Annotated in this window: 23 protein-coding genes; 9 read left to right on the top strand and 14 right to left on the bottom strand. The window is 62.9% G+C overall.

Annotation, left to right across the window (positions count from 1 at the left end; genetic code table 11):
- Window positions 1-22 precede the first annotated feature (22 nt).
- On the top strand, window positions 23-346 hold the full coding sequence (locus PMM47T1_RS25995) for a hypothetical protein (protein ID WP_043301549.1): 324 nt from the start codon (window positions 23-25) through the stop codon (window positions 344-346).
- A 113-nt stretch (window positions 347-459) separates the two neighbouring features.
- On the top strand, window positions 460-1,224 hold the full coding sequence (locus tag PMM47T1_RS25990; RefSeq protein WP_008374718.1) for a YdcF family protein: 765 nt from the start codon (window positions 460-462) through the stop codon (window positions 1,222-1,224).
- Window positions 1,225-1,347: 123 nt separating this feature from the next.
- Here PMM47T1_RS25990 and lnt read toward each other — a convergent pair whose 3' ends face one another.
- The 5 genes from lnt to miaB all read right to left on the bottom strand — a co-directional run bounded on the left by lnt (window position 1,348) and on the right by miaB (window position 6,807).
- Window positions 1,348-2,865, bottom strand: a complete 1,518-nt coding sequence (gene lnt, locus PMM47T1_RS25985; RefSeq protein WP_008374716.1) for an apolipoprotein N-acyltransferase — start codon at window positions 2,863-2,865, stop codon at window positions 1,348-1,350.
- A 19-nt stretch (window positions 2,866-2,884) separates the two neighbouring features.
- The gene (locus tag PMM47T1_RS25980; RefSeq protein ID WP_008374714.1) at window positions 2,885-3,724 is read right to left on the bottom strand and encodes an HlyC/CorC family transporter; all 840 of its coding nucleotides are present in this window, start codon (window positions 3,722-3,724) and stop codon (window positions 2,885-2,887) included.
- Window positions 3,725-3,764: 40 nt separating this feature from the next.
- Window positions 3,765-4,223 (bottom strand): rRNA maturation RNase YbeY, encoded by a 459-nt coding sequence (ybeY, locus tag PMM47T1_RS25975; protein WP_008374712.1) that lies wholly within the window; start codon window positions 4,221-4,223, stop codon window positions 3,765-3,767.
- On the bottom strand, window positions 4,216-5,211 hold the full coding sequence (locus PMM47T1_RS25970; RefSeq protein WP_008374710.1) for a PhoH family protein: 996 nt from the start codon (window positions 5,209-5,211) through the stop codon (window positions 4,216-4,218). Before PMM47T1_RS25970 ends, ybeY begins: the two co-directional genes overlap by 8 nt.
- A 270-nt stretch (window positions 5,212-5,481) precedes the next feature.
- Window positions 5,482-6,807, bottom strand: coding sequence for a tRNA (N6-isopentenyl adenosine(37)-C2)-methylthiotransferase MiaB (miaB, locus tag PMM47T1_RS25965; protein WP_008374708.1), 1,326 nt, complete (start codon window positions 6,805-6,807; stop codon window positions 5,482-5,484).
- 132 nt (window positions 6,808-6,939) lie between these two features.
- On the opposite strand from miaB, the gene PMM47T1_RS25960 reads away from it, so the two are divergent.
- Entirely contained in the window at window positions 6,940-7,266 is a 327-nt protein-coding gene (locus PMM47T1_RS25960; RefSeq protein WP_008374706.1) for a DUF1820 family protein, read from the top strand.
- Window positions 7,267-7,411: 145 nt separating this feature from the next.
- Here PMM47T1_RS25960 and PMM47T1_RS25955 read toward each other — a convergent pair whose 3' ends face one another.
- The 4 genes from PMM47T1_RS25955 to PMM47T1_RS25940 form a co-directional block, all read right to left on the bottom strand.
- A complete protein-coding gene (locus PMM47T1_RS25955; RefSeq protein ID WP_008374703.1) occupies window positions 7,412-7,960 on the bottom strand; it encodes a tetratricopeptide repeat protein in 549 nt (182 codons plus the stop codon).
- Window positions 7,961-8,149: 189 nt separating this feature from the next.
- Window positions 8,150-9,439 carry a glutamate-1-semialdehyde 2,1-aminomutase gene (hemL, locus tag PMM47T1_RS25950; RefSeq protein ID WP_008374701.1) on the bottom strand — a complete coding sequence of 430 codons (1,290 nt, stop codon included), beginning with the start codon at window positions 9,437-9,439 and terminating at the stop codon, window positions 8,150-8,152.
- A 17-nt stretch (window positions 9,440-9,456) separates the two neighbouring features.
- Complete coding sequence (thiE, locus tag PMM47T1_RS25945) at window positions 9,457-10,083, bottom strand: thiamine phosphate synthase (protein ID WP_008374699.1); 627 nt, start codon at window positions 10,081-10,083, stop codon at window positions 9,457-9,459.
- A 26-nt stretch (window positions 10,084-10,109) separates the two neighbouring features.
- A complete protein-coding gene (locus PMM47T1_RS25940; protein WP_008374697.1) occupies window positions 10,110-10,907 on the bottom strand; it encodes a hydroxymethylpyrimidine/phosphomethylpyrimidine kinase in 798 nt (265 codons plus the stop codon).
- 261 nt (window positions 10,908-11,168) lie between these two features.
- Between PMM47T1_RS25940 and PMM47T1_RS25935 the strand changes: the two genes are divergently transcribed.
- From PMM47T1_RS25935 to PMM47T1_RS25920, 4 genes are all read left to right on the top strand, one after another.
- Window positions 11,169-13,562: a hybrid sensor histidine kinase/response regulator gene (locus PMM47T1_RS25935; protein ID WP_008374694.1), complete on the top strand. Its 2,394-nt coding sequence runs from the start codon at window positions 11,169-11,171 to the stop codon at window positions 13,560-13,562.
- Window positions 13,563-13,633: 71 nt separating this feature from the next.
- Window positions 13,634-15,283, top strand: coding sequence for an acyl-CoA dehydrogenase family protein (locus PMM47T1_RS25930; protein WP_008374692.1), 1,650 nt, complete (start codon window positions 13,634-13,636; stop codon window positions 15,281-15,283).
- A 107-nt stretch (window positions 15,284-15,390) separates the two neighbouring features.
- Window positions 15,391-16,863, top strand: coding sequence for an AMP nucleosidase (amn, locus tag PMM47T1_RS25925; RefSeq protein WP_008374690.1), 1,473 nt, complete (start codon window positions 15,391-15,393; stop codon window positions 16,861-16,863).
- Window positions 16,864-17,001: 138 nt separating this feature from the next.
- Window positions 17,002-17,568, top strand: coding sequence for a pseudouridine synthase (locus PMM47T1_RS25920; RefSeq protein WP_177323403.1), 567 nt, complete (start codon window positions 17,002-17,004; stop codon window positions 17,566-17,568).
- 32 nt (window positions 17,569-17,600) lie between these two features.
- On the opposite strand, the gene PMM47T1_RS25915 is transcribed toward PMM47T1_RS25920, so the two are convergent.
- Together PMM47T1_RS25915 and PMM47T1_RS25910 are read right to left on the bottom strand one after the other, a co-directional pair.
- Window positions 17,601-17,804 carry a DUF2788 domain-containing protein gene (locus PMM47T1_RS25915; protein ID WP_008374686.1) on the bottom strand — a complete coding sequence of 68 codons (204 nt, stop codon included), beginning with the start codon at window positions 17,802-17,804 and terminating at the stop codon, window positions 17,601-17,603.
- Between the two features lie 10 nt (window positions 17,805-17,814).
- Entirely contained in the window at window positions 17,815-18,294 is a 480-nt protein-coding gene (locus PMM47T1_RS25910) for an Lrp/AsnC family transcriptional regulator (protein WP_008374683.1), read from the bottom strand.
- Between the two features lie 440 nt (window positions 18,295-18,734).
- On the opposite strand from PMM47T1_RS25910, the gene PMM47T1_RS25905 reads away from it, so the two are divergent.
- Entirely contained in the window at window positions 18,735-19,823 is a 1,089-nt protein-coding gene (locus PMM47T1_RS25905) for a DUF6515 family protein (protein WP_008374681.1), read from the top strand.
- On the opposite strand, the gene PMM47T1_RS25900 is transcribed toward PMM47T1_RS25905, so the two are convergent.
- Together PMM47T1_RS25900 and PMM47T1_RS25895 are read right to left on the bottom strand one after the other, a co-directional pair.
- Window positions 19,808-20,722, bottom strand: a complete 915-nt coding sequence (locus PMM47T1_RS25900) for a cation diffusion facilitator family transporter (RefSeq protein WP_008374678.1) — start codon at window positions 20,720-20,722, stop codon at window positions 19,808-19,810. The genes PMM47T1_RS25905 and PMM47T1_RS25900 overlap by 16 nt on opposite strands.
- Before the next feature lie 12 nt (window positions 20,723-20,734).
- Window positions 20,735-21,154, bottom strand: a complete 420-nt coding sequence (locus PMM47T1_RS25895) for a hypothetical protein (protein ID WP_008374676.1) — start codon at window positions 21,152-21,154, stop codon at window positions 20,735-20,737.
- A 109-nt stretch (window positions 21,155-21,263) separates the two neighbouring features.
- Between PMM47T1_RS25895 and hrpB the strand changes: the two genes are divergently transcribed.
- Window positions 21,264-23,792: an ATP-dependent helicase HrpB gene (hrpB, locus tag PMM47T1_RS25890; protein WP_008374674.1), complete on the top strand. Its 2,529-nt coding sequence runs from the start codon at window positions 21,264-21,266 to the stop codon at window positions 23,790-23,792.
- A gap of 147 nt (window positions 23,793-23,939) precedes the next feature.
- Here the strand turns inward: hrpB and PMM47T1_RS25885 are convergent, their stop codons facing one another.
- A complete protein-coding gene (locus PMM47T1_RS25885) occupies window positions 23,940-24,710 on the bottom strand; it encodes a DUF4365 domain-containing protein (protein ID WP_008374671.1) in 771 nt (256 codons plus the stop codon).
- Window positions 24,711-24,903: the final 193 nt, after the last annotated feature.

The raw sequence follows: 24,903 nt of genomic DNA, 5'->3' as shown, positions 1-24,903 counted from the left end.
TTATCTTCAATGAGGTGAACGGATGGTTGAGTCACATGTTAAAGGTATGAAGCCGGAGCTGTTTGAACGTTTGATCGATCGCCTGGGGCTGGCCCTGGACGTTGCCAGAACGTCGGTACGCTTGCGCAATGAAGTACCTGACGAGCTGGAGTTGCGTGGCCTGAGCCGTGCCGAAGTGGAACTGATCAATGCCTACCTGGACTCCATGCCAGTGGGGCTGCACGCCGGTGCGGTGGTTCATGAGCGCAAGGCCCCCGTGCCTTCTGCCAGCAATAATGTAGTGTGGATCAAAGACAAGGCTTCCAAGAAGCCCATGACCAAAGCCAGGTCGATGCAGTTCAAATAAGACCGGGAGGTGATGCTCATGCACTCACGACTCCGGCACAGAACGCCTGGATACATTCAGATTGTGGCATCGCGCCATTGCCCTTAGGCTTCGAGCATCCTGGGAGATGCTCGATGCCTTTTCGTTACTTCATTAAATCCTTGATCCTGCCGCCTGGCCTTCTTTTCCTGTTCCTGCTGCTTGCGTGGTGGTTGCGGCGTTCGCGGCCGCGCCTGGCGATGGCGTGCTTTGTGGTCGGCCTGGGTGGCCTGTGGCTGATGAGCATGCCCCGGGCGGTCCAACTGGCCGCGCACGCGCTGGAGCAGGAACCGGCGTTGACTGCCGCTCAGTGGCCGCAACTGGCGCAGCGCGCTGACGCCATTGTCATTCTTGGCGCTGGCCGCGAGCGCGGCGACCCGGCGTGGGGGGGTGAAGACCAGCCAACCGGCGTGAACCTGGAGCGCGTTCGCTACGCCGCCCGCCTGGCCAAGGCGTCCGGGCTACCGGTGCTGACCTCCGGCGGCCTGCACTACGGCTCGCCACCCAGTGAGGCATTCATCATGGCCACGTCACTGCATGATGATTTCGGCGTCGAAACCCGCTGGCAGGAGGGGGCGAGCCGTACTACCTGGGAAAACGCAACCATGAGCGCCGAGTTGCTCAAGGCCCAGGGCATTCATCGCGTGGTAGTGGTTACCCAGGCCTGGCACATGCCAAGGGCGCGCTGGAGTTTTGAGCACGCGGGGCTGGAGGTGGTGAGTGCGCCGGTAGGTTTCCTGGGCATCGACAACGCCCGGCCGCTGGGCGGCTGGATGCCGGAGGGCAAGGCGTTCTGGCAGAGCGGGCAGTTGCTCAATGAGGCGGTAGGGTTGATTGGCTATCGGCTGTTTTACCGCTGAGCAATGTGGGAGCGGGCTGTGCCCGCGAAGGCGGCCCCGCGCAACAACTGAATGGCCGCGGTGCCCTTTTCGCGGGCAGAGCCCGCTCCCACAAGATGGTTTTCAGTACGGGGGCTGCGTTGCTCAGACAGTCTTGGCGATACGGCTGGCCAGCAGCGCCCAGCCGAACAGCACCAGGCACAGGATGATCAGCGGCCACGAACGCCATCGCAGGTAAGGCGTGAGCTTGTGCATCGGCACCACGTCACCGTACAGGATGCCTTTCTGGAACTGCGGGATCTGCTCGGTGATCTGCCCGTACGGGTTGATCAACGCCGTCACGCCGTTGTTGGTGGCGCGAATCATCCAGCGTCCGGCCTCCAGGGCGCGCATCTGGGCCATTTGCAGGTGTTGCAACGGGCCGATCGAGGTGCCGAACCAGGTATCGTTACTGATCGTCAGCAGTAGGTCGCTCTTGGCGGCCTCGCCTGCGGCGAACTCCGGGTATACCACTTCGTAGCAGATGAACGGCGCAATTTGATAGCCCTTGGCCTGTAGCAGCGCCTGGTTCGCCGGCCCGCGGGCGAAGTCCGACATGGGCAGGTCGAAGAAGGTGATCAGCCCGCGCAGCAAGTCCTGCAGCGGTACGTATTCGCCGAACGGCACCAGCTTCTGCTTGAGGTAGGTGCCATCACCCTGGCCTACCACGGTAATGCCGTTGTAATACTGCTTCTCGTGACGCACGGTCTGGCGAATCGGCACGCCGGTGATCAGCGCCGAGTTACGGCTTGTGGCGAAGTTGCCCATCATGTCCAGGTAACCCTGGGCATTGTCCATCAGGATCGGCACAGCGGTTTCCGGCCAGATGATCAGGTCGGTCTTCTTCGCGGTAAAGGTCATGTCGCGATACAGCGCCAGCTGGGCGTCGACCTGGGCCGGGTCCCACTTCATCTCCTGCTCGATATTGCCCTGCACGGCCGCCACGCTCAGGGGCTGGCCCAACGGCTCGGTCCAGGCGTGGTGCTTGAGGGCCAGCCCGACACCCCAGGGGGCCACCAGCAGGACGATGCCCGCCAGCAGGAACGAGGTGCGCTGGCGCAAGCGATGCAGGTTGCACAGCAGGGCTGCGGTCAGTGCCAGCACGAAGGAAATCAGCCACATGCCGCCCACCGGCGCCAGGCCCGTCAACGGCCCGTCCAGTTGGCTGTAACCGGCGTACAGCCACGGGAAGCCGGTAAGGAACCAGCCTCGGAAGGCTTCCTGAGCCACCCACAGGGCGCCGAACGCCAGGGCGTCGGCCAGCGGCGCTTCGTTGCGGCGAATCCAGCGTGCCCACAACCAGGTGGGCAGGGCGAAGAACAGTGCCACGGCGATGCTGAACAGCAGCATCAGGAAGCCGGCCAGCAGCACCGAGGCGCCGCCGAAGTTGTGGATGCTGACGTAGATCCAGCTGGTGCCGGCGCCGAACAGGCCGAAGCCGTAGCCCCAGCCGCGCATGAAGGCCTGGCGCGGGTTGAGCCCGCGCAGGCCCAGGTACAGCAACGCAAGCGACAGCAACGACAGCGGCCAGATGTTGAACGGCGCCAGCGCCAGGGGAGTCAGGGCACCGGCCGCCACGGCCAGCAAGTTACCGGGCCAGCCGGGGCGGGTGATCCAGCGCATCTCGATCCTTAATGCGTTTTCAGCGGGAAATGGGGGTCAGGCGCAGCAAGTGTATCCGGCGGCTGTCGGCATTGAGGATGCGGAAGCGATAAGCGCCAATTTCCGTGGTCTCGTTGCGCTTGGGCAGGTGGCCAAAGGCGCTCATCACCAGGCCGCCAACAGTGTCGAACTCATCGTCGGAGAATTCGCTGTCAAAGAACTCGTTGAAGTTCTCGATCGGCGTCAGCGCCTTGATCAGGAAGTCACCGCTGGGCAGGGGCTTGATGTAGCTGTCCTCTTCCACATCGTGCTCGTCTTCAATGTCGCCGACGATCTGCTCCAGCACGTCTTCGATGGTCACCAGGCCCGCCACGCCGCCGTATTCGTCAATGACGATGGCCATGTGGTTATGGTTGGCGCGGAATTCGCGCAGCAGCACGTTCAGGCGCTTGGACTCGGGCACGAAGGTGGCCGGGCGCAGCAGGTCCTTGATGTTGAAACTGTCGCCGTTCTCCTGAAGGATCAGGGGCAACAGGTCCTTGGCCAGCAGTACGCCGATCACGTCGTCATGGCTGTCGCCAATCACGGGATAGCGTGAGTGGGCGGCGTCGATCACCGCAGGCAGGAATTCGCGAGGGGTCTGGGTCGATTTGATGCTGATCATCTGTGAGCGCGGGACCATGATGTCCCGTACTTGCAGGTCGGCAACCTGGATGGCGCCTTCGACAATGGTCAGCGCTTCGCTGTCGAGCAGCTTGTTCTGGTGGGCTTCGCGCAGCAGCTCCAGTAGCTCCTGGCGGTTTTTCGGCTCATGGGCAAAAGCCTGGGTGATTTTACCCAGCCATGACTTCTGCCCGTTGCTCGATCGATCTTCGCTCATAGCCCTTTTCTCGTGATCCTTGCTGTTTCGGTGGTCAAGTTTAATGTTCATCGTCTGCGTACGGGTCCGGATGGCCCAGCTTGGCAAGCAACGTTCGTTCCAGTGATTCCATCTCCTCGGCTTCCTCGTCCTCTTCATGGTCGAAACCAAGCAGGTGCAGGCAGCCGTGGATCACCAGGTGCGCCCAGTGCGCTTCCAGCGATTTACCCTGTTCGGCAGCTTCACGCTCTACCACCGCCACGCAGATCACCAGATCGCCCAGCAATGGGATATCGAGCATGTCGTCGGGCACGTCCGCCGGGAAGGACAGGACGTTGGTGGCGTAATCCTTGTGCCGGTAGGTGTGGTTCAGCTCCCGGCCTTCAGCCACGTCCACCAGGCGGATGGTCAGCTCCGAGTCGCCCTTGCGCATGGCCAGAGCCGTTTCGCACCATTGGCGCAACAGGGCCTCGGCGGGGGTGTGGTCTTTGGTTGCAACCTGCAGATCAAGTTCAACCATTGTGGCGGTTGTCCTTGTCGGTGCTGCGCGATTCGAAGCGCTCGTAGGCTTCGACAATGCGCTGCACCAGTGGGTGGCGAACCACATCCTTGGGCTTGAAATGGGTGAAGCTGATGCCTGGCACGCCGTCCAGCACGTCAATGACATGGGCCAGGCCCGACTTGGTGCCCTTGGGCAAGTCGACCTGGGTGATGTCACCGGTGATCACGGCGGTGGAGCCGAAGCCGATACGGGTCAGGAACATTTTCATCTGCTCGACGGTGGTGTTCTGACTTTCGTCGAGAATGATGAAGCTGTTGTTAAGGGTGCGGCCGCGCATGTACGCCAGCGGTGCGATTTCGATCACCTGGCGCTCGATGAGCTTGGCCACGTGTTCGAAACCCAGCATCTCATACAGCGCGTCATACAGCGGGCGCAGGTACGGGTCGATCTTCTGGGCCAGGTCGCCGGGCAGGAAACCCAGCTTTTCACCTGCTTCCACGGCCGGGCGAACCAGCAGGATGCGGCGCACTTGCTCGCGCTCCAGCGCGTCTACCGCGCAGGCCACGGCCAGGTAGGTCTTGCCGGTACCGGCCGGGCCGATGCCGAAGTTGATGTCGTTGCCCAGTATCTCCTTCACGTAGCGCTGCTGGTTCAGCCCGCGTGGGCGAATCATGCCCTTGTGCGTGCGCAACGACACCGGCACTTCGTTGTTGGAGGGGTTGTCCAGCTCTTCGATGGCCGATTCCTGCAAGTACAAGTGCACCAGGTCCGGCGACAGCTCGGTGGCCTTGGTTTCCCGGTACAGGCGGCGCAGCAGGTGTTCGGCAGAGGTGGTGTGCTGGGGTTCGCCAATCAGTTCGAACTGATTGCCGCGGTTGCGGATCTCGATTTCCAGGCGCTGTTCGATCAGGCGCAGATGCTCGTCGAACTGCCCGCAGAGGTTGGCGAAGCGGCGAGCCTCGAAGGGCTCGAGGATGAAGCGATGAGGTTCTATGGGTGCGTTCAAGGTCGTTTTAAGCCGCCCGACGGCAATTAAGATGGACTCAAGGATAACCCCAGTGGGCTACCGGCGAAAGGCCCCAGATGGCCAGTGGTCATCTAACGCCTGACCCCCTCCCTGTAGCCGGTGCCGCAGGCTGCGGCCACCCGTCCCTGTGGGAGCGGTTTCTACCGGTGAAAAGAACACCACTGCGTACCTGAAATACCGCGGCGCCCTCTTGGCGGGCAGAGCCCGCCCCCACAGAAGACAGCTGCTGCTACAGGGGGCAGTGGCCGGTCAGATCAGCGTGCCGCGCAGCGAGTGCGGGCGCGCTTCGCCGATGTGCACGTCGACGAACTGGCCGATCAGCTTGGCGTCCAGGCAGGCGAAGTTGACGATGCGGTTGTTCTCCGTGCGCCCCTGCAGCTCGCCGGGGTCCTTGCGCGAATAGTCGGTGACCAGAATCCGCTGGGTGGTACCCACCATTTGTCGGCTGATCTCGAAGCCTTGCTGGTTCAGGCGGTGCTGCAAGGCTTCCAGGCGCTGCTTCTTCAGCGCTTCGGGGGTGTCGTCGGCAAGGTCGGCGGCCGGGGTGCCCGGGCGCTGGCTGTAGACGAACGAGTAGGAGAAGTCGAAGCCCACGTCGGCCACCAGCTTCATGGTCTGCTCGAAGTCCTTCTCGGTTTCGCCCGGGAAGCCGACGATGAAGTCCGAACTGATGCAGATGCCCGGCACGGCGGCCTTCAGCTTGCGCAGCTTGGACTTGTACTCCAGCACCGTGTGGTTGCGCTTCATGGCCGCCAGCACACGGTCGGAGCCCGACTGAACCGGCAAGTGCAGGTGCTTGACCAGTTCAGGTACCTCGGCGTGGGCCTGGATAAGGCTGTCGGAAAATTCCAGCGGGTGCGAGGTGGTGTAGCGGATGCGGTCAATGCCATCCACGGCGGCTACCACACGGATCAGCTCGGCAAGGTCAGCCAGGCGCCCGTCGTGGGTCAGGCCGCGGTAGCCGTTGACGTTCTGGCCCAGCAGGGTCACTTCACGCACGCCGTTCTCGGCCAGGTGCATGACTTCGGCAATCACGTCGTCGAACGGACGGCTGACCTCTTCGCCGCGGGTATAGGGCACCACGCAGAAGGTGCAGTACTTGCTGCAGCCTTCCATCACTGACACGTAGGCGGTAGGGCCATCGATGCGCGGCTCGGGCAGGTGGTCGAACTTCTCGATCTCGGGGAAGGAGATGTCCACCTGCGGCAGCTTGGTGGTGCGCGCCGCGTCGATCATTTCCGGCAGCCGGTGCAGGGTTTGCGGGCCGAACACCACGTCCACATAGGGCGCGCGGTCGCGAATGGCCTCACCTTCCTGGCTGGCCACGCAGCCACCCACGGCGATGACCATCTCGGGGTTGGCCAGTTTCAGTTCACGCCAGCGGCCCAGCTGCGAGTACACGCGGTCCTGGGCCCGCTCGCGGATCGAGCAGGTATTGAGCAAGATGACGTCGGCGTCTTCTGCGCGGGCAGTGACTTCCAGGGCTTGATGTTCACCCAGCAGGTCGACCATGCGCGAGCTGTCATACTCGTTCATTTGGCAACCGTGGGTTTCGATGTAAAGCTTCTTGGCCATGCGAGATCATCAGGTCGTTCAAAGAACCGCACATTATAGGGGTCAATGGTCGACCTTCCTAGCATTGCCTGTGTGGCGCCTATGCTATAGTTTTCGCCCTCTTTACCTCCCCCGACTGTATACCCACCCAAGATGACCAAACGCGAAGCTCCAATCTACAAAGTGATTTTCCTCAACCAGGGCCAGGTGTTCGAAATGTATGCCAAGCAGATCTTCCAGAGCGATCTGTGGGGCTTCCTGGAAATCGAGGAATTCGTCTTTGGCGAGCGCACCCAAGTGGTCGTCGACCCTAGCGAAGAAAAGCTCAAGGCCCAGTTCGAAGGCGTGGTGCGCAGCTTCGTGCCCATGCACTCCATCGTGCGCATCGACGAAGTGGAACGCCTGGGCACGCCGAAAATCAGCGAAGCGCGCGGCGTGAGCAACGTCATGCCGTTCCCGATGCCGATGCCGGAGAAGTAGGATCCTTCAAGTGTGGGACATGCCCTCACAAGGTTTTGATGCCGAACCCCCAAGGCTGGCAACGGTGATCTGACAGGCCATGGCCTGATAGATAGGCGTCGCCAGCCTTGTTTGCCCGCCTCAGGTAAATATTACCTGCGAAGACTCAAGGCAGGGGCGAGAAAGGCGAGCGCCCGTCGGCGGTCTGCAGTTCCAGCAGGTACTTGCGGAAGATCTGCCCCAGCACCTGGGTAGCCATTTCCAATTGGTCGCGCGGCATTTGCGCGGCCACTTCATCGGCGGTGTCCAAGGCATCTTCCTGGCCGTTGACCGCAGCCATCTTCAGCACGATGTAGGCCTGGATGTTGTTGGCCGGCACGCCTTCGCCGTGGAAGAACATCACGCCCAGGTGGTACTGCGCATCGGCCTGGCCTTGCAGCGAAGCCTGCTCGAAGTAATTGAGCGCCTGGTTGAGGTCGCGCGGGGTGGCGGTGCCGTCGTAATAGAACTGACCCAATTCGTATTGCGCCTGGGCGTCACCGGATTTTGCCGCCTGCTGACAGGCAGCCAGGGCCTGTGGCAGGTCCTGCGGCTGGGTGTTGAGGGTGCAACGACCCATCGCCGGGATCAATAGCGAATTGCCGCCTGCAAATGCCAGCAGGGGCTGAAGGAGCAACAGGCAGCCCAGGGCAAGGGCGCGGCCGGTGCGGTTCATGGGGATCGACTTACCTCAACAGGAAACGGGCGGACCCGGCCAGAACAATGGACTGGTTGCGCATTATGAAATAAGCCGGGCCGTCCTTACAAAGTCTTTACTCGTTTTTCTGCTCTGCGGGCCGGTAATGCCCGTATCTGTGGGAGCGGACCGTGTCTGCGAAGGCCCGCTCCTACAGGTATTGCGCTATCAGGCATCTTTCAGCGCGGCGAAGGCACGCTCGGCAGCGTCCAGGGTGATTTTCAGCTCCGCATCACCGTGGGCGATGGAGGTGAAGCCGGCCTCGAATGCGCTGGGTGCCAGGTACACGCCGCCTTCCAGCATCAGGTGGAAGAAACGCTTGAAACGCTCGGCGTCGCTGGCCATCACGTCTTCGAAGGTGACGATGTCGTCGGCACCGCTGAAGTACAGGCCAAACATGCCGCCCGCCTGGGTGGTCACGAACGGGATGCCGGCGGCATCGGCGCGCTGCTGCAGGCCGTCGAGCAGGCGCGCGGTGAAGGCGCTCAGCTCGTCATGGAAGCCGGGGCGGCTGATCAGGTTCAGCGTGGTCAGGCCGGCGGCCATGGCCAGCGGGTTGCCCGACAGCGTGCCGGCCTGGTAGACCGGGCCCAGTGGAGAGATCTGCGACATGATTTCACGCTTGCCGCCGAAGCAGCCCACGGGCATGCCGCCGCCGATGATCTTGCCGAAGGTGCTCAGGTCCGGGGTAACGCCGTAGTAGGCCTGGGCGCCACCCAGGGCCACGCGGAAACCGGTCATCACTTCGTCGAAGATCAGCACCACGCCGTGCTGGTCGCACAGCTCGCGCAGGCCTTGCAGGTAGCCCCGCGCTGGTGGCACGCAGTTCATGTTGCCGGCAACCGGCTCAACGATGATGCATGCCACTTCCTCGCCTACTTCGCCAAGCATCTCGGCCACGGCTGCCAGGTTATTGAATGGCAGGGTCAGGGTGTGCTTGGCAAACGCTGCCGGTACGCCTGGCGAGCTTGGCACGCCCAGGGTCAGGGCGCCGGAACCGGCTTTCACCAGCAGGCTGTCGGAGTGGCCGTGGTAGCAGCCTTCGAACTTGATGATGCTGTCACGGCCGGTGTAGCCGCGGGCCAGGCGAATGGCGCTCATGGTGGCTTCGGTGCCGGAGCTGACCATGCGCACCATTTCCATGGAAGGCACCAGCGAGCAGACCAGGTCGGCCATCTGGGTTTCCATTTCGGTCGGCGCGCCATAGGACAGGCCATGTTCCAGCTGCTTGCGCACGGCATCCAGCACGTCCGGGTGGCTGTGGCCCAGAATCATCGGGCCCCACGAGCCCACGTAGTCGACATAGCGCTTGTCATCTTCGTCGGTGACATAGGCGCCGGCGGCGTGTTTGAAGAACAGTGGCGTGCCGCCCACGCTCTTGAAGGCGCGTACAGGCGAATTAACGCCGCCGGGGATGTGCTTCTGGGCGTTGGCAAACAGCGTTTCGGAGCGGGACATGGCAGTCATCTCTATAATCAGGCGGATTCGAACAGGGCGTTGAACGCACGGGCGCGGCGTGTCACGTCCTGGGCGCTGTCGGCGCCAAACAGGGCATTGACCACGGCGAGCAAGTCGGCGCCCTGTTCCAGCAATTGCGGGGCGTTGTCCAGGGTAATGCCGCCAATGGCGCAGATCGGCAGCTTCAGCTGGGCGCGGGCCTGGCTGATTGTGTCCAGGCTGACCAGGCCGGCATCGGGCTTGGTGCTGGAGTTGAAGAACGCACCAAAGGCCACGTAGCTGGCACCTTCACGCGCTGCCTGCTCGGCCAGGGCCAGTTGGCCGTGGCAGGTGGAACCAATGATGGCGCCACGGCCCAGCAGGGCGCGGGCGGGGGTTAGCGGGCCGTCGGTCTGGCCCAGGTGCACGCCCACGCCCAGGCGCGCGGCCAGTTCGGCATCATCATTGATGATCAGCTGGGTCTTGTAGGGTTCGCAGACCTTGCGCAGGGCTTCGGCTTCGCGCAGGCGGCGGGCCTCGTCGCTGCTCTTGTCGCGGTATTGCAGCAGCACGATGCCACCGTCCAGGGCTGCCTTGACGTAATCAAGGAACTTGCCGGCCAACAACTGGCTGTCGGTAATGGCGTACAGGCCACGTAGTTTCATCAAGCGCACCTCTAAATGGCGTGGCGTTACGAGCAGAAATCCAGCGGCAAGCGGCGTGGCACGAACTGGCCCTTACCGAGCTGTTCGGCGTCACGCAGGGTGCGCCATGTGTAGTTGAGTGCCGATTGCACGGCGCTTTCCAGTTGCTCGCCCAAGGCCAGGCGGCCGGCCAGGGCACTGGCCAGGGTGCAGCCCGAGCCGTGGTAGCTGCCGGGCAGGCGCTGGCAGGTAAACGTCTGGCTGCGGCCATCGCGGCTGTACAGGCGGTTGTGGATCTCGACTTCGTCGCCGTGGCCGCCGGTGATCAGCAAATGCCGGACATAGGGCAGCAGTTTTTCCGCGCATTCGTCGGCGCTGCCTTCGGGCAGTTCGGCCAGGATGCGAGCTTCGGGCAAGTTGGGGGTTGCGATGATGGCCAGTGGCAGCAGGCGCTCGCGCATGGCGTAGCCCACTTCATCCTTGCCCAGGCGGCCACCGCCGCCGGCGCGCAGCACCGGGTCGCAGACCATGGGCAGGTGCGGGTGCTGGCTGAGCAGTTCAACCACCGTGTCGACCATCTCCAGCGAGCCGAGCATGCCCAACTTGACCGCAGCCACTGGCGAGTCGTTGAGCACGGCATTGGCCTGGGCCAATACCCACTCGCGATCCAGTACGCGGAAGTCGGTGACATTCACAGTGTCCTGAACGGTCAGGGCGGTCACCGCGGGTGCGGCGTGACAGCCTTGGGCAATCAGGGCTTCGATATCTGCCTGAAGGCCGGCGCCGCCACTGGGGTCGTGGCCGGAGAGACAGAGGACAACGGGGCGGGAGCTATAGATATTCATGGTGCGCGAGCTTACCACCAATCGCTTTTGCGGGGTTTGCCGGGGCCAGGTGATTTTTTCTCGAGACGCCTGTGTACGTTTTTGCTACAAAGGCTGAAAGTGCTGTTCTAGAGCCTTTGTTACATTTTTATACGGCCGGTGCGCTAGTGGCCAGAAGCTATGCTAGAGTGCTTCGAAACCGATAACAGGCACTGCCGACGACGTCGTCTCAAAGGGAATGGGGGCTTCCTGGCGCGTTCGGACAGGCTACGCTGGGGCTGTATGCGCTATTTGCTTATTTTACTGGTGGGCTGGCTTCCGCTGCTGGCCTGCGCGTTTGATTTTGACGAGTCCACGCGCACCCTTCCCCTGGGGCACGTGATGCAGGTGTATGAAGACACCGACGGCTCGGCCAGCATCGAACAGGTGACATCTGCGGCCTTTGCCGAGAAATTCCATCGGCAAAGCGAAGCCGTGCTCAACGCGGGCTACTCGCGCTCGGTGTTCTGGCTGCGCGTGGACCTGCGCTTTGTGCCCAAGGACCCTGACGCGGTGGGCAACTGGCTGCTGGAACTGGCCTACCCGCCCATGGACAGCATCGAACTGTTCATGGCCGACAAGCAGGGCCGCTTCCGGCTGACCCAGGCCACGGGCGACGAACTGCCGTACTCGGTGCGCGAGATCAAGCAGAACAACTATGTGTTCGCGGTCCCGTTCCCCGCCTACCAGCAGCAGACCGTGTACCTGCGCATCCACAGTGAGGGCTCGGTACAGGCGCCACTGAACCTGTGGTCCTACACCGCCTACCTGGAAGACCAGCCCACGCGCCTGTATGTGCTGGGCCTGATCTATGGCGTGCTGCTGGGCATGCTGGTCTACAACCTGTTCATCTACCTGAGCGTGCGCGACCGCAGCTACCTCTACTACATCCTCTATATCGCCTCGTTTGGCCTGTACCAAGTGTCGGTCAACGGTGCCGGGGTGCAGTACTTCTGGCCAGAAAACCCGTGGTGGGCCAACGCGGCCACGCCCTTCCTGATCGGCTCGGCGGCCTTCTTCGGCAGCCAGTTCGCGCGCAGTTTCCTGCAAACCGCCGACCATAGCCGCTGGCTCGACCGCCTGCTGATGGGCCTGATGGGCGTGGGCGTGGTCACCATGCTGCTGTCGCTGACCTCCACCTACGGCCTGGCGCTGCGCCTGGCCACGGCGCTGGCGCTGGTGTTCACCGTGGTGATCTTCAGTGCCGGCCTGATCGCCTGGTGGCGCGGCCTGCGCCTGGCGCGCTATTTCATCATTGCCTGGACCGCCTTCCTGGCGGGCGGCATCATCAATACGTTGATGGTGCTGGGCTATTTGCCCAACGTATTCATCACCATGTACGCCAGCCAGATCGGCTCGGCGCTGGAAGTGGGCCTGCTGTCGCTGGCGCTGGCGGACCGCATCAATTCCATGCGCGAACAACAGGCGCGCGTGCTGTTGGAAGCCGGGCAGAAACTGGAGCTGCTCAACCAGCAACTGGCCAACAGCAACCGTCTGAAAGACGAGTTCCTGGCCACCGTGACCCACGAACTGCGCACGCCCATGAACGGTGTGATCGGCTCGCTGGAGCTGATGCAGACGGTGCCCATGGACACCGAACTGGCCCAGTATCAGCAAACCGCGGCAGGGTCGGCGCGAGACATGATGCGCATGGTCGACGACATCCTGATCCTCACCGAATTGCAGGCCGGCAAGCTTTACCCGCGCCACGAGCCATTCGGCGTGCAGGCCTTGCTGGATAACCTGCAAATGCAGTTCGCCCGTGTCGCGCAAGCCAAACACCTGGCGTTTTCGGTGGAAACAGACAGCGACTTGCCCGAGCGCCTGCAAGGCGACTCGAAAAAGCTCATCCTGTGCCTGGGTTGCCTGCTCGACAATGCCATCAAGTTCACCCGCCAGGGCTCGGTGGGCCTGCGCGTGCGCGCCGGTGTACGGACGGCGGACAGCCTGGTGCTGAGCTTCAAGGTCAGCGATACCGGTATCGGTTTCAGCCAATTGGCCGACGCCACTCTGTACCAGCGGTTTTCCCAAGTGGACGGGTCCATGACCCGCGAGTACGGCGGCCTGGGGATTGGCCTGGCCATCTGTCGGCAGTTGGCCGAGCTGATGGGTGGTGAAATCAGTCATCATTCCGAACCGGGCCGTGGCAGTTGGTTCCAATTGCAGGTGCAGTTGGGCCTGGTCAACGACTCCGGCATCGCGCCACCTGGCCTGCGGCCCAACCCGCAAAGCGTGCAACGCTCGCCCCACGACTGCACGGTGTTGCTGGTGGATGACAACAGCATCAACCAGTTGGTGATCCGCGGCATGCTGCTCAAGCTGGGTTACCGCGTACGCACGGCCGACGACGGCATCACCGCGCTGGAACTGCTGCACCGCGAGCGTTTCGACGCTGTGCTGTTGGACTGCCAGACCCCGCTCACCGATGCCTTTGCCACGTGCCGGCGGCTGCGCGAATTGCCTGGCTGTGCACGGCTGCCAGTGCTGGCGGTGGTTACCCATCGGCATGAGCGCGAACGCTGCCTGGACGCAGGCATGAGCGACTGCCTGAGCCGGCCGGTTCGTTTCGAGGATCTGCAAGCGGCCTTGCACCGCTGGTTGCTGGTCAAGGCGCAGGGTGAAAGCGCCGATATTTAGGCCGATATGTCACTTTGACGCAGGGTGGTAGCGTGATTCACTGGGGCATGAACGTGCCTCAGGAGCCTGCGATGAACCTGCATCAGTTCGCCGAAACCCACGAAGTCACCAACCAGCCGCCCTCGCTGGACGGCGCCAACCTGTGGCGCGTCGACCTGCCGTTGCAGGACTGGGTGCGCCGTTGTGGCGGTGGCTGGGCCGAGTCGCGCATCGATGCCTACGGCGCCCTGGCCGGCGGCCCGTTGATGGCGGCGGGGTTCCTGGCCAACCAGAACAAACCGGTGTTCAGCAGCCACGACCGCTACGGCCACCGCATTGATCTGGTGGAGTTTCATCCCGCTTATCACGAACTGATGCGCACGGCCGTCGAGCACGGCCTGCCGTCATTGCCCTGGGCCGATCCGCGCCCGGGCGCCCATGTGGCGCGGGCGGGCATGACTTACCTGCACACACAGGCCGAGGCCGGCAGCGGTTGCCCGTTGACCATGACGTTTGCCAGTGTGCCAGCGTTGAAACTGCAACCCGACCTGGCCGAGCAGTGGTTGCCCAAGGTGCTGGCCACCGAGTATGACCCGCGCAACGTCGGCATGGCGCACAAGGCCGGGGTTACCCTGGGCATGGCCATGACCGAGAAGCAGGGCGGTACCGACGTGCGTGCCAACACCACCCGTGCGTTCGCCGTGGGCGTGCCGGGGCCGGGGCAGGCGTATGAACTGGTGGGGCACAAATGGTTTTGCTCGGCGCCCATGTGCGATGCCTTCCTCACCCTGGCCCAGACCGACAAGGGGCTGAGCTGCTTCCTGCTGCCGCGTCACCGCCCTGATGACACGCGCAACGAGTTCTATATCCAGCGCTTGAAGAACAAACTTGGCAACTGCTCCAACGCCTCCAGCGAAGTGGAGTTTCGCGGCGCACTGGCCTGGATGATCGGCGAGGAGGGGCGCGGCGTGCCCACCATTATCGAGATGGTCGCCATGACCCGCTTCGATTGCATGGTCGGCTCCAGCGCGCTGATGCGCCAGGCCCTGACCCAGGCCGCCCACCACTGTGCGCACCGCCAGGTCAGCGGTCGCGTGTTGGCCGATCAGCCGTTGATGCAGAACGTGCTGGCTGACCTGGCCCTGGAAAGCGAAGCGGCGTTGGCACTGAGCCTGCGCATGGGCCAGGCGCTGGATCATCTGGACGACGGCCAGCAGACGCGCTTCGCCCGGTTGATGACCGCCGTTGGCAAATACTGGGTCTGCAAGCGTGCGCCGGCCATGATCAATGAGGCCGCCGAATGCATGGGGGGGGCCGGTTATGTCGAAGACAGTATCCTGCCGCGCCTGTACCGCGAGGCGCCGGTCAATTCCACGTGGGAGGGCTCGGGTAACGTCCAGTGCCTGGACGTGCTGCGGGCGCTGTCAAAAGAGCCCGGCGTGCTCGATGCGCTGTTTGCCGAACTGGGCGACGGCCATGGCGACCGCCGCCTGGCGGCGCACATCGATAACCTCAAGGCGGCGTTCAAGGACACCACCGACATCCAGTACCGCGCCCGCCAGCTCACCGAAGACATCGCCCTGGGCGTACAGGCCAAACTGCTGCTGGACGCGGGCAACGCGGCGGTCAGCGATGCTTTTATCGCCAGCCGCCTGAGTGGCAGCGGCCGCGTCTATGGCGCGCTGCCGCGTGGCATTGATGTAGAGGCCCTGGTTCAGCGTTCAAGCCCGTTTTCAAATTGATCGTTGTGGGCGCTGGCAAGCCAGCTCCCACAAACACCTTGAGCGCGTGCCTTTGTGTGTTGTTACAGGCAAGATGGGGGCCTGCAAGATCAGACAGGAAGCGCACCGTGACTCGAACTGCCGAAGCCTTTGTTGTTGTTGAAACCGCCGAACAAGCCGTCGATCGTCTGGCTGAACTGCACGAGCGGGGTACTCAGGCCCTGAGCCAGGCGCTCAAGCAATACCTCAAGGATCGCAGCGAACCCGACGCCGCCCAGCGGGCCTTGTTCCGCTACCCCGAACTGCGCGTCACCTACACCTATAACGGTGAAGTGCCGCCCATCACCCGGGCCTACGCCAAGGTGCAGTCGCCAGGTACCTACTCGGTCACCGTGACCCAGCCAGCCGCCTTCCGCACCTACCTGACAGACCAGCTCAAGCCGTTGATGCGCGACTTCTCCGTCACCGTCGAAGTGGGCGTCAGCGAGCAGAACATTCCTTACCCGTACGTGGTCGATCAGGGCGACGAACTGGCCGGCAGTGGCGTTACCGCTGCCGCCCTGGCCCGCGTGTTCCCCAGCACCGACCTGTCCGCCGCCACCGATGGCGTGGCCGACGGCCTGTATGACTGGGCCACCGCCGACCCCATGCCGCTGGCCCTGTTCGACGCTGCGCGCGTGGACTTCTCCCTGCGCCGCCTGATCCACTACACCGGCAGCGATTGGCGCCATGTGCAACCGTGGATTTTGCTGACCAACTACCACCGCTATGTCGACCAGTTCGTCAGCCACGGCCTGGAGCAATTGCAGAGCGACCCGCGCTTCGTGCGCATGGTGATGCCCGGCAACGTGGTGATCGAGAAGGGCATGGGCACCGAGCAGGCCCAGGCCCTGGTCGACGCCGTGGTATGGCACCGCTACCAGATGCCGGCCTATCACCTGATTGCCGCCGATGGCGATGGCGTGACCCTGGTCAACATTGGCGTGGGCCCGTCCAACGCCAAGAACATCACCGACCACCTGGCCGTGTTGCGCCCGCACTGCTGGCTGATGATTGGCCACTGCGGCGGCCTGCGCCAGTCGCAGACCATCGGCGACTACGTGCTGGCCCACGCCTATATGCGCCAGGACGGCATTCTTGACCGCGTGCTGCCGCCGAATATTCCGATTCCGGCCTTGGCTGAAGTGCAGATGGCCCTGCAGGAAGCGGCGGCGCAGATCACCGGCGAGCGTGGCGACGAGCTGAAAAAGCGCCTGCGCACCGGCACCGTGCTGACCTACGACGACCGTAACTGGGAGCTGCGCTGGGCTCAGGAACGGCCGTTGATCAACCTGTCCCGCGCCGTGGCGGTGGACATGGAGAGCGGCACCATCGCGGCCCAGGGCTATCGCCTGCGGGTTCCGTACGGCACGCTGCTGTGTGTGTCCGACAAGCCGCTGCACAGCGAGATCAAGCTGCCGGGCTCGGCCAACGCCTTCTACAACCGTGCGGTCAGCCAGCACCTGAAGATCGGTATCGCGGCCCTGGACCTGCTGCGTACCGAGCTGAACTCGCTGCACTCGCGCAAACTGCGCAGCTTCGACGAACCGCCCTTCCGTTGAGGTTTGCCCAAAGCAGCCGGGCCCACTAGCATAGTCGGCCCAGCTGCCTTGAATTGTTCCCCCATGCCTTTGCCTCCACGTTCCACTGCCCGTCGTCCGGGCGCCAAACCTGTCAGCAAGCCCGGGCAACCGCGGCGCGTGGCCAAGGCGCCGCCGGCCGAGCCGCGGCTAATCCTGTTCAACAAACCCTTCGATGTGCTGACACAATTCAGCGACGGCGAAGGGCGGGCGACGCTCAAGGATTTCATCGACATACCGGGCATCTACCCTGCCGGGCGGTTGGACCGCGACAGTGAAGGCCTGTTGCTGCTGACCAACGACGGCCAATTGCAGGCGCGCATTGCCGACCCCAGGCACAAACTGGCGAAAACCTATTGGGTGCAGGTTGAGGGCGAGCCTACCGAGGCCCATCTCACGCAACTGCGCCAAGGTGTGCAGTTGAACGACGGCATGACCCTGCCAGCCCAGGCGCGCTTGCTGGAAGAGCCGGACCTGTGGCCGCGTGATCCGCCGGTGCGCTTCCGCAAAAGCGTGCCTACCCATTGGCTGGAGCTGATCATCAAGGAAGGCCGCAACCGTCAGGTGCGACGCATGACCGCCGCGGTTGGCCTGCCCACCCTGCGGCTGGTGCGCGTGCGCATCGGCAACTGGGCGCTGGACGGCCTGGAACAAGGCAAATACCGCGAGGTACCCGCCAGGCTCTGAAAGCTCGCTGGCAAGCCAGCGCCTACAGGTGATCAGTGGGACTCGATAACGGCAATCACCACTGACTTGATCACAAACGCCAATATCCCCAGCCCCAGCACCGCGAACAGGATGATGGTGCCAAAGCGCCCGGCCTTGGACTTCTTCGCCAGGTCCCAGACAATAAACCCCATGAAGCCGATCAGTATCGTGACCAGGATGGTCATCATCCATTCTTCGAATACGGCCGGGTCCATGGCGGTCTCCTCAGGTGCGCAGGTGGGTCAGGGGCAATTCGGTGCTGGCCAGCACCTGGTTCAGCACAAAGCTTGAACGCACGCTGGTGACACCGTCGATGCGGGTCAGGTGGCCCAGCAGCAGTTTCTGGTAGTGATCCATGTCAGGCACCACCACCTTGAGTTGGTAGTCCGCCTCCATGCCGGTCACCAGGCTGCACTCCAGCACCTGGGGCAATGCGCGCACGGCGGCCTCGAAGTTCTCGAAGCGCTCGGGGGTGTGGCGGTCCATGCCGATGTGCACGTAGGCCGTCAGGGTCAGCCCCAGCATCTTGCGGTCCAGCAAGGCCACCTGGCGGGTGATGTAGCCGTCGTCTTCCAGCTGCTTGACCCGACGCGAGCACGGCGATGGCGACAGGCCGATGCGCTCGGCCAGTTCCTGGTTGGAAATACGAGCATCGCGCTGCAATTCAGCCAGAATGCTCAGGTCATATCGGTCCAGCTTGCTCATGGATCAGCCCTTGATCTTTAATATTGCTGCAAATTATCCATCTGAAGGCAAAAATTGCGCAAGTGATGTTTTCGTCAGCAATCTTAGCAATCATGTGCCGGCGCCTTCGACGTATTCTTTTAACCAGAATCACTACCCGGACACGAGTCCACTGCAACCAGACCCAAGCAGGCAGGTTGCGGCCACCACCCCCACAGGGGATGTGCTGGCCCCCGGGTTGCACACTGCCCAGAAGGCGGCGTGAGGTGAGCCGGCGCCACAAGCGTCGAGCCGGACAGAAGATACTCAAGGGAGGCCGACGGGCCTCCCTTCTTTATTTGTGCGCGCAAGAAAAGCGTGTGCGCGCCGATACCCTCTGCATACAGACTGATAAACTTGAAGAACCGAAACCGGTTTTTCAAGTCTTATCTATACGCCCCAATCCCCCCGTGAGGAACAGCATGAAGTCGCGCATCTGGCAGTTGGCAGGTGTTGGTTTGCTCTGTGTGAGCGTCAGCGCTCAAACCCTGGCCGAAGGCCAGGGGCAGGAACAACGGCAGCAGGAACAGCAGCAACAACAGCGGGGCAATCAGCATGGCCAAGAACATGGTGGCCAGCCGCAGAACCATCCGCAGCCGCAACAGCCGCCCCAGCAGCAACCGCAACAACGCCCGCAACAAAGTGGCCAGTATCAGTTCCACCAGCAGAATTTCAACCGCGAGGAGGGCGCCGCACGCCCCCAGAACGCGCAGCCGCAATTCCACCAGCAGCAGAACACGCCCACGCAGTTCCATCAGGAGCAACAGCGTGCGCCGCAGCAAAGTGGCCAGTACCAGTTCCACCAGGAACCGCGCGAACAGCAGGCGGAGCAACCGTCGATTCGCCCACGGCCCGATGAGGTGCGCCAGACTCAGCAGCCTATCCGTGGCAATTACGCCGACATGCCCAACCGCGACCGGCACGATGATCACCGCTGGCCGGGGCGCCCGGACGGCCATGGCAATGGCTGGGGCCCTGGGCCGCAGTACCGGCCGGGCCAGTACGTGGACCGCTTCCCCGGTCAGTCCTATCGCGTGCCGTACCGCGGTGGTGATTATTTCTTCTCGGGTGGCTACTGGTATCGCCCGGACGGTCCGCGCTACGTGGTAGTAAGCCCGCCCTATGGCATTCGCACCCGGTACCTGCCCGACTATGCCAGCGAAGTGTGGGTAGGCGGCGCGCTGTTTTTCCTCGCCGCTGGCAGTTATTACCAGTGGATGGATGACAGCCAGGATTACGTGGTGGTCAACCCGCCGGTGGCCCAGGAGCAGCCGCAGCCCGAACCGCAACCGCAACCGGCAGCCGATCCTTATGACGTGGCGGTGTATCCGGCGTATGGCCAAGGCCCCCAGCAGATCCAGCAGGACAAGTACGACTGCTATCGCACCGCCGTGCAGCAGACCGGCTTTGACCCGGCCAATGCCACCTACGCGCCGGACCCGGCGGTGGTCTACAGCTATCGCAATGCCATGGCGTCCTGCCTGAGCACCCGCGGTTACAGAGTGAACTGAGGCGTATGGGCCTTGCCGGCCCGCACCACTTCTTCAGGGTCGGCGTGCACCAGCACCTCGGCCTTCGGATACTGCCCCATGATTGCCGCCTCGGCCTGTTCGCACAGGGCGTGGGCGGCGGTCAGGCTCAAGTCGCCCGGCAACTCCAGGTGCAGTTGCACAAACCAGTGATTGCCCGACACTCGCGTTCGCAGGTCGTGGGCACCCAGTACCCCGGGCACTTCGCAGGCCAGCTTGAGCATTTGTTCACTGACATCCACGGGCAGTTCCTGGTCCATGAGGATGGCTGAGCTTTCACGGGCGATCTGTACCGCGCTCCAGAGGATGTACACCGATATGCCCAGGCCGAAGAAGGCGTCGACCTGCCCGAAGCCGAATTGCGCCAGCAGCAAGGCCACCAGGATGCTGCCGTTGAGCATCATGTCCGAGCGGTAGTGTAACGAGTCAGCGCGAATGGCCGTGGAGCCGGTTTCGCCGATTACCTTGAACTGGATGGCCAGCAGCCCGGCAGTCAACACCAGCGACAGCACCATCACCGCGATGCCGATCCCGGCCTGGCCCAGTGGCTGCGGGTTATGCAGGCGATCGATGGCCTGGTAGGCGATCAGCACGGCACTGAAACCGATGAACAGCGCTTGCGCCATGCCGGCCATGGCCTCGGCCTTGCCGTGGCCGTAGCGGTGGTCGTCGTCGGCCGGGCGCAATGCATAATGCACGGCCAGCAGGTTGAGGAATGAGGTGGCGCCGTCCAGCACCGAGTCGGTGAGGCCGGCCAGCAGGCTGACCGAACCGCTCAACCACCAGGCGATGGCCTTGGCAACGATCAGGATGGCTGCCGTGGCCAGGGACGCACGGGTGGCCAGGCGCAGCAGCTTGATGTGTCGAGCGGATGTGGTCATGGGGGCCTGTTCTTAGGCGGCGGGCTTGAGGCCATACATGGCCAGTTGTTCAACGCTGCCACGGCTCTGGATCAGGCGTGGATCGTTCAGTGGCAGGGTACGGCCCAGTTCGTTCTGCAGGATAGCTTCCAGTTTCGCGCGGTCCACCTTGCCGTCGGCGGAGATCGCCTCGTGCAGTTTTTCCGGCGCAACCTGAGCCGTCTTGCCATGGGGGAAGTAAATGGCGCCGGTGGCGAAGTCGACGCCAAACGCTACCAGGCCCGGAATGATATAGAACAGCAGCCCGACGGCGTCTGCCACGGCGATTACCGGGTCGATACGGCCTTCGATCTGGCCGCGACGCTCAGGGTAGAACAGGCTGCCGCAGGCCGTCAGCTGGGTGAGCAGGGCGCCCACCAGAACACCGCCAATCAAACGGGAAGGAATACGCATGGGAATCTCCGAAAGGGTGGATGCAACGATACCGCGTTGCTGTTAGCTAAGACCATGATTATGCGGCGCAAGTTCGCCGTTATACTCGTCGGCTTGCTTGGGAGCCACCATGATTTCATTGCCGATTGATGCCGTTCTGCCAGCCCTGCGCGAGGCCCTCGCGGTACGCCACGAAGCCGTCCTCGAAGCGCCGCCCGGCGCGGGTAAAACCACCCGTGTGCCGTTGGCGTTGCTGGATGAACCGTGGCTGGCTGGCCAGACCATCCTGATGCTGGAGCCGCGCCGCCTGGCCGCTCGCGCCGCCGCCGAGCGACTGGCCAGTGAGCTGGGCGAGAAGGTCGGCGACACCGTGGGCTACCGCATCCGCCTGGAAAGCCGCGTGGGCCCGAACACCCGCATCGAAGTGGTGACCGAAGGCATTCTGACCCGGCGCCTGCAGGAAGATCCAGCGCTGGACGGCGTGGGCCTGGTGATCTTCGATGAATTTCATGAACGCAGCCTGGACGCCGACCTGGCGTTGGCCCTGAGCCTCAACGGTCGCGAACTGCTGCGCGATGAGCCGCCCCTGAAGATTCTGCTGATGTCGGCGACCCTGGAAGGCGAGCGCCTGGCCGCCATGCTCGACGATGCCCCAGTGGTGCGCAGCGAAGGGCGCATGTTCCCGGTAGCCATGCGCTGGGGCAGGCCATTCCAGCCCGGGGAGTTCATCGAGCCACGGGTGGTCAGCGCTGTGCTCGAAGCGCTGAACGATGAAAGCGGCAGCCTGCTGGTGTTCCTGCCGGGCCAGGCCGAGATCCGCCGGGTGCACCAGCAATTGCTGGATGCGCTGGGCGAGGGCGGCCCGGTGTTGCTGTGCCCCTTGCACGGCGAACTGGACCTGAGTGCCCAGCGCGCCGCCATCGAACCGGCGGCGCCAGGCAAGCGCAAGGTGGTGCTGGCCACCAACATTGCCGAAACCAGCCTGACCATCGACGGCGTGCGCGTGGTCATCGATGCCGGCCTTGCGCGGGTACCGCGTTTCGACCCGGGCAGCGGCATGACCCGCCTGGACACCCAGCGCATTTCTCGCGCCAGTGCCACCCAGCGCGCCGGCCGAGCCGGGCGCCTGGAGCCCGGCGTGTGCTATCGGCTGTGGTCCGAAGCGCAGCATGAACAACTGGCCGCCTACGGTGCTGCGGAAATTCTCCAGGCCGACCTGGCCGGCCTGGCCTTGCAACTCAACCGCTGGGGCGTCACCCCCGGCCAGTTGCGCTGGCTCGACCTGCCGCCCGCCGCTGCGTACGGCCAGGCGCTGGACTTGCTGGTGCGCCTGGGTGCCTTGGCCGATCCCGGCGCCACCAGCCTCACCGAGCACGGCCAGGCCATGGCCCAACTGCCGGCGCACCCGCGCATCGCCCACTTGTTGTTGCGGGGGCAGGCGCTGGGGTTGGCGGGGTTGGCGTGTGACGTGGCGGCTTTGCTCGGCGAGCGGGATATCTTGCGCGGCGCCGGTGCCGACCTGCACAGCCGCCTGGGCCTGGTGTCCGGCGAGCAGCGCGGCGCCCGGGGCAGCCAGGGCGGGGTACAGCGCGTGCGCCAATTGGCCCGCCAGTACCGCGGCTACCTCAGGGGCAACCCCAGCGAGCCGGTGGCCAACCCCGACCACCCGCGTTGGCTGGGCGCCTTGCTGGCGCTGGCCTACCCGGACCGCGTCGCCCAACAGCGTCGTGCTGGCGGTGGTGAGTACCGCCTGGCCAATGGCCGCGCCGCGCAATTCGGCGAGCCGGACGCGCTGATGAAAAACGAGTGGCTGGTCATCGCCGACCTGGGCAGCCGCCAAGGGCAGCGTGAAGAGCGCATCTACCTGGCCACCGATTTCGACGCGCAGTTGTTCGACGGCGTGCTGGCCGAGCAGGTGCGTCAGGTCGACCAGTTGGAATGGGACGAACGCGAAGGCGTGCTGCGCGCCGAGCGCCAGCGCAAGGTCGGCGAACTGGTGCTCAGCCGCGAGCCTTTGCCGGGGCTGGACGACTCGGCCAGGGCGCACGCCTTGGCCGGGCTGGTGCGACGCAAGGGGCTGGAACTGTTGCCTTGGACCCCCGAATTGCGCCAATGGCAGGCGCGGATCAACCTGTTGCGTAGCCTTGATCTTAAGGGGCAGGGCAGCAGCGAATGGCCTGACGTCAGCGACGCTGGCCTGCTGGCTACCCTGGAAAACTGGTTGGAGCCGTACCTGGGCAAGGTCACGCGCTTGAGTCATTTCGGCAACCTGGACCTGTCATCGATACTGCGCAACGCCTTGCCCTGGCCGCTGCCCCAGCGCCTGGACGAATGGGCACCGCAGCACCTGGCGGTGCCGTCGGGCAGCAACGTGCGCCTGGACTATAGCGAGCATCCGCCGATTCTGGCGGTGCGCTTGCAGGAGCTGTTCGGCCTGGCCGACACCCCGCGTATCGCCAACGGCCGCCAGCAAGTGCTGTTGCACCTGCTGTCGCCGGCGCGGCGGCCGGTACAGGTCACCCAGGACCTGGCTAACTTCTGGCGCAGCACCTATGCCGAGGTGAAGAAGGATTTGAAGGGGCGCTACCCCAAGCATTATTGGCCCGAAGACCCATTGGTGGCTGAGCCAACCGCGCGAGCCAAGCCCAGAAAATCCTGATGAGGGATGAGAATGTTGCTGGCGGCGTTGTGAGGCTGCCTTCGGCAGTCATTGAACCGTGATCCGCTAACCAAAACCCGCATGCTTCTCTTGTTTCGCATGTGTCAAATAAGACGCTAACAGGGTGATAAATGTGTTGGTGAGGTATTAAGCCTCATCAATGAATTTTTGAATCTCGCCGTCCCCGTACTTTCGGTCATCCCAATCGATATGCATATTCCAGTCTTCCATGAAAGTTCTCAGCTCATTCAGGGCTGCCTCTAAGGTTTCTTCCATTTTCTTGCATTCGGGTGCCCCGACCTTATAACTGGCGGAAAGAGTTTTGGCTTGTAATAAGTCATTGTAGGCCCCCCACCTACTGTTCATAATATCAATTAAGCTGGGTGGGTCTGAGTAATCGTCCATCTCTTCGATTGCTGATTTGACTTCGTCGATCTTAATCTGGACTTTAGACAAATGTTCCTCTATTGCCGACATGGTGCTTTCTTCGGCTGCCGCCTTAATTCGCTTGCCGCTTGATTCGGTGAAGTGCTCATTAACTAAATCAAAATCAATCCGGACTGAGTCTTTCTCAGTTATGTGGTAGCGGGATTTTTTCTTTATTTGATGCAAGTGAATAGTCTGCTTTTTTAGCGAGACCAATGCAACAAATACCGGTATGTCCATGTCGCGCCAGTAGTCGAGCTGATTTTTCGAAACGTACCAGTAAGGCTGAGGCTCCTCATCTGCAGAAGTTTTCACTTGGAAGGCGACAAATCGCCCGGTGCTATTTCGATTCTCGTCCAGTATTTCGACTTGTGCATCAATGCCAATGTCGATATCGAAGAGCCGACAAGGCCAACCGAGAACATACGAAATCTTGTAGGCAAAAAAATATTCTCCAGCATCGCCTGTTGCAATCTTGGATGGGTATTTCATGTTTTGTCGAGTTGCCTTTAGATAAGGTTTACCGAAAATTAAGCTTCCTTGGCAGTCCGAGTTCTTCCGGAGCCTCTCCATGCATGAATGCCAAGAGGTAAAGCACCTGGCCCACTGGCTGTGGTTTCTGCTGCGGTTCGGAGGCGTCCTTCTGCACTATCTGTCTGGTCGCGTAGCGTAACGTTACGCCCAG

It is taken from the genome of Pseudomonas sp. M47T1, from assembly GCF_000263855.1.
Lineage (GTDB): Bacteria > Pseudomonadota > Gammaproteobacteria > Pseudomonadales > Pseudomonadaceae > Aquipseudomonas.
Note: the sequence above shows the minus strand (reverse complement) of the source record. Positions and strands in the feature narration are given on the sequence as shown.